General features: G+C 61.1%; 2 protein-coding genes and 2 pseudogenes. 3 read left to right on the forward strand and 1 reads right to left on the reverse strand.

Annotated elements, in window-relative coordinates; genetic code table 11:
- Positions 1 to 1226 (reverse strand): PLP-dependent aminotransferase family protein (locus J7I92_RS23530; RefSeq protein WP_214844400.1); only part of this gene is annotated, 1226 nt, incomplete at its 3' end.
- 747 nt (positions 1227 to 1973) lie between these two features.
- Between J7I92_RS23530 and J7I92_RS24145 the strand changes: the two are divergent.
- From J7I92_RS24145 to J7I92_RS23540, 3 genes and pseudogenes are all read left to right on the forward strand, one after another.
- Positions 1974 to 2255: pseudogene (locus J7I92_RS24145) on the forward strand (transposase); the annotation flags it as partial.
- 323 nt (positions 2256 to 2578) lie between these two features.
- Positions 2579 to 3487, forward strand: a pseudogene (locus J7I92_RS23535) (prephenate dehydratase domain-containing protein).
- Positions 3488 to 3597: 110 nt separating this feature from the next.
- Complete coding sequence (locus J7I92_RS23540; protein WP_311380477.1) at positions 3598 to 5082, forward strand: amino acid permease; 1485 nt, start codon at positions 3598 to 3600, stop codon at positions 5080 to 5082.
- Positions 5083 to 5194 lie beyond the last annotated feature (112 nt).

Genomic DNA, 5194 nt, shown 5'->3' on the forward strand with positions numbered 1-5194 from the left:
GGGGCCTGCTCCCACGGCAGGCGTTCAACGGCTAGTTGGCTGAGCATTTCCCAGCGGGTCTTCATCTGGCGGCGGTGGTGGCGCAATGCACGGTGGTAGTCGCCGCTGTCGATCATCAGGGCCAGCGCACGCTGCATGTGGCCCGGCGGGTGGCGAACCTGGTATCGCCGCACTCGCCGCAGTTCCCTGACTAGTTCCTCCGGCCCCACCAGGAAACCGAGCCTCAGGCCAGGGGCGAGGAATTTGGAAAACGTGCCCAAATACAGCACATCTCCGGTTGAGTCGAGGGCCTTCAGGGCCGGGCTGGGGCTGCCCTCATATCGGAATTCGCTGTCGTAATCGTCCTCGATGACGACCGTCCCGGAGATGGCGGCGAGCCTGAGCAGACGGCGGCGGCGCTCCATGCTCAGAGTGACATTGGTGGGGTGGTGATGGCTGGGCGTGAGATAGATCAGCGCTGTGCCGCTCAGCGTATCCGGGGGCTGCAGGCCGTCCTGGTCCACATTGATTCCGTACACTTGGGCACCGGTGCGCAGGAAGATGTGCCGGGCATCAAGGTAGCCCGGATTCTCGATGCCGACGCGCTGATGCGGGCCGAGCAGGGTCCGGCCGAGCAGGTCCAGCCCGTGCTGGGAGCCAACGGTGATCAGGATTTCCGCCGGCGTGGCTTCTATGCCGCGTGCCGTAAGGATCTCGCGCCTGATCATCTCGATCAGCATCTGATCATCGGCGCCGATGCTGTCCTGAAGGCTGGCGAAGGCATGCGGCTGGTAAAGGGCTTCACGGAGGCTTCGGACCCATGCAGTGGCGGGAAAGGTGTGGACATCGATCTGGCCGGCGACGAACGGGTAAGGGTACTTGTCCCAGTCTGCCGCCTTCTCAACATCGGGGACGCCTTCGTCGGCATAGCGCCGCATCCTGGAGGACCAATCGATGACGGGCTCGTTCACCGTAACCTCGGCCTCGGCGGCAGCCAGCATTTCGGGGTTCACGAAAATCCCCCGGCGCTCATGGCTGAGCACCAGGCCCTCGTTGAGCAATTCCTGGTAGGCGAGGTTGATGGTGTTGCGGGCAACCTTGAGTTCGGCTGCCAGCTCCCGGGAGCTTGGGAGCCGGCGGCGCGGATCGAAGACACCCGTGGCAATGCTGTGCTCTATGACGCGGCGGACCTGCCGGTACAGCGGTTCGCTTGATCCGCGGTTTACCTCGATCATTGTCCTTGGCACGCGTTGGCTCCTCGAAAGCGCTGTGGGCTATAGCAGCCCAAGATGGCGGGGGAGTTCGGTGACTCCCCGCCAGAAAACTTCGCTCCGCTTTAACGATAATGCGTAGCGTGGGTTGCGCTTGAAAGTGTGGGTTGCGCTTTAATGCCGCTGCTCTTGCCAACAAAGACAGGGAAGGACACGTTTCCCTATGATGCCCGAGCTAATCCGGGACTGGAGCTCTGGACGGCAGGCACGCGGAAATCCGGTGGAACGCAAAGACAATCGATCGCAGAAGCGTGGACCTTGCAGCCTGCGATGGCAGAACCCTGGCTGGCTTCCGACGGCGCGACCCGCGCTGACCCTACGAAAGGGCCGAACGCTACAAGTGTGGCTGGCGGAATACGACCCGCCCGGCCTCTTATGAGGCGTTCTGAGACGGGCTGGCAGAACCTTTCTCATGAGAGATCGAGGCTGACACAATCGGGGAACACTAAGCGGAGGACTAAGCCAATGATTCATTGGATCGGCCGCCGCAGTTCCGGGCCGACCGCGCGCAAGCCGCCGGAGCTCCCGCACTTACGCCGTGCCCGTTATCCCGTTACCTCTTTCATAGCGCCCGCTCCTGCTGGCAAAATGAGGGTGTCTTGGCCGCTCGGTCCCGGCGTGGTTTCTGCTCCCAGTCATAGAGGATCCGGGGTGTTGTCGCCGCCCGCCGCCAAACGCCTCACGGACGCCGTTTCACCGCGCTCCGGGAACCGTCGTGGTCGTGGGCCCAGCGCGGCCCGGATGGTGCTGCCTAAACGCGCAGAGCAGCTGCTGTCCCTGCGTCACAACGCGATGCTATCGCCGCCCTGGTTGAAGCCGTTGTGGAGGCTCACCCTCTTCACAAGGTCCTGACCTCGATGCCCGCGATCGGCGTCAGAACCGGCGCCCCGCGTCCTCACGGAAGTCACCCCTAAACACTTCGCCAGCGCACATCTGGCCTCCTAGGCCGGCATCGCACCCGTCACCCGGTCCGGCACCTCCATCCGGGGCGAACACACCAGCCAGCCGGTGCTGACCCGGTAACGCCGAATTCGGCATGGGAGGCTGCACCAACCCTTGCCGCCTCCCGTGCCGAATTGGCCGGAGCCTCACCAGCGACCACCACGAACTAGATGTCTGTGCATCGTCGCTGACTGGACGGATAATCGACGCACTCGGGCTGATGCATTGGCCCTGGAAGCGAAAGCTGAATGTTTAAGTAGAACAGAGGGGACAGATCAAGGAACCGACAACGGTGCCGGGAAGAACGTGAAAGCATTTGCACCATGGTCAACAAGATCGCGTACCAAGGTGAAGCTGGCGCCAACTCGAATATTGCATGCACGGAAATGTTCCCCGAGATGGAGGCAGTTCCTTGCGCCAGTTTCGAGGACGCATTCGAACTCGTAACGAGCGGCGCGGCGTGACCTGGCCATGATTCCCATCAAAACTCGATAGCTGGACGCGTGGCGGACATCCACGCGCTCCTTCCAGCATCCGATCTTCAGATCGTCGGAGAGTACTTTCTGCGCCTCCGGTTCAATCTGCTCGGCATTCCGGGCAGCACCATTTAACAGGCAAACGAGGTGCACAGCCACCTGCATGCGCTGGGGCAGTGCCGGAAGATCATCCGATCGTTCGGACTGAAACCCGTCATTACAGGTGATACGGCAGGCTCTACCCGTGAAGTCCGCGACTGGAACGACCCTTCCAAGGTCTCGCTTGCGCCACCGCTGGCCGCAGGCCTATACGGTCTCGACGTCTTGGCCTCCGGCGTCGAAGATGATCCTACGAACACCACCCGTTTCGTCGCACAGGAGCGTCCGATACCCAGTCGTCGCGCCTTCCCCGGACCCGTGATCACGAGTTTCGTGTTGCGGGTCCGGAACGTCCCGTCCGCGCTGTACAAGGCGCTGGGCGGTCTCGCCACTAACGGCGTCAACATGTCGCGGCTTGAAAGCTACATGGTCGGCGACGAATTCTCCGCGACTAAGTTTATGGCCGACGTCGATGGGCACCCAGATGAATCACCGTTGCGCAGGGCATTTGAAGAGTTGGAATTCTTTACCACGGAGGTGGGAATACTGGGGGTTACGCGGCTGATGCCTACCGATCCAAATAGTCGCACACAAGAAGGCGATAATGATCCCTCACCCCTGACCGGGACTGGCCGCCGCTGGCTCCTCTTTTTCCGCGTGATCTGGCCCTGTGCACCCCAACGACACGTGCGTAGGTTGGGGCTACACCTGAAGGAGTGATCGGAATCACTCCGTCACAATGCTGTGCGGACCGACCTCCGGTGGACCTTAGCCTGGCGCATCGTGGCACAGGCTCCGAACAGGTTTCGTCAGAGCATCTTGGAGGACACGTGAATCAAGTCGAACCCCGGCAGGCTGAGAATGCCGGCCTTAGCAAAGGCCTCAAGAACAGACACATGAATTTGATTGCCATTGGGGGTGTCATTGGTGCCGGGCTATTCGTCGGCAGTGGCGTTGTAATTAGTAGCACCGGCCCGGCCGCAATCATTTCGTTCGCCATCGCAGGCGTCATCACTTTGCTCCTCATGCGGATGCTGGCTGAAATGGCCGTTGCGCGTCCGGTGGTGGGCTCTTTTTATGTCTATGCGCGCCAGGCTTTAGGCCAGCGTGCGGGCTTCACCACCGGCTGGATGTATTGGTATTTCTTTGTGATTGTCGTTGCCGTTGAGGCGATTGCCGGTGGTCGGATCATCCAATTGTGGTTTCCCATGGTCCCGCTGTGGATGCTCAGCCTGGGCCTCATGGTGTTGCTGAGTGCAACAAACATGGTGTCGGCCCGTTCCTTCGGCGAGTTTGAGTACTGGTTTAGTTCCATCAAGGTCGTTGCCATCGTGGTGTTCCTGGGGTTGGGCGTCCTCTGGATCACGGGACTTTGGCCCGATTCCACCCCGGGGTTGGCGAACCTGTTTGACCATGGCGGGTTCACCCCGTTGGGCTGGGGCGCGGTGTTGGCGGCAGTTGTTCCGTGCGTGGCCTTCTACACCGGCGCGGAGATCATCACCATTGCTGCAGCCGAATCGGAAAACCCGCAGTTGGCCGTCAAGAAGGCCATGCGCTCAATTGTTGCCCGCGTCGTTACCTTCTACGTAGGGTCGATATTTGTTGTGGTGTGCATACAGCGCTGGGACGCTGAAAGCGTGGGGGTTAGTCCCTACGCAGCGGTGCTGGACGTGCTGGGTATACCGGCAGTCTCCACTGTCATGAACTTCATTGTCCTGACGGCTGTGCTCTCCTGCCTGAACTCCGCTCTGTACACAACCTCCCGCATGTTATTTGCCCTCACCCGCAACGGTGACGCGCCCAAGTTCTTTACCAAGCTTTCCAAGGGTGGCGTCCCGCGCCGCGCCATCCTGCTGGGTACCACTGTGGGATACGTCTCGGTTGTCTGCGTATATGTGTGGGGTGACGTGGTGTTCGCTTTCCTGGTGAACTCCTACGGCGCTGTGGCGCTCTTTGTTTACCTTGTGATCGCTGTTTCGCAGGTCGTGCTGCGCAAGCGACTCGACCGCGACGACCCCGCTGCGCTGAAGCTCAAGATGTGGCTGTTCCCGTGGCTGAGCTACGCAACCATCGCGCTCATGCTGTGCGTGGTCGCAGCAATGGCCGTTCTGCCCAGCACACAGTCGCAGTTCCTGATGAGCGGGGTGACGTTGCTGGTCATCCTCGCCAGTTATGAGGTGCGGAGACGCTATGGCAAGCCGGCAGGCGAAGCGGACGATGTCGCCGTCGTGCTGCCCGTACGCGCAGCAGAACCGTCCGCTTCAGACGGGCGGGAAACTGACGTGGATAAGAAGCCAATGGTGGCCCGCAACTGATTCTTGAGGCAGGACAGCCGTCCAGCTCGCGAAACCCGCTGCGGAGTGTGCCAATGGGGGCACCCATCCGCAGCGGGCTTTGGCGTTTAACGGCCCTTCGCAGATGAGCGTG

Origin of the sequence: Arthrobacter sp. ISL-72 (genome assembly GCF_018613755.1) — a bacterium.
GTDB lineage: Bacteria > Actinomycetota > Actinomycetes > Actinomycetales > Micrococcaceae > Arthrobacter.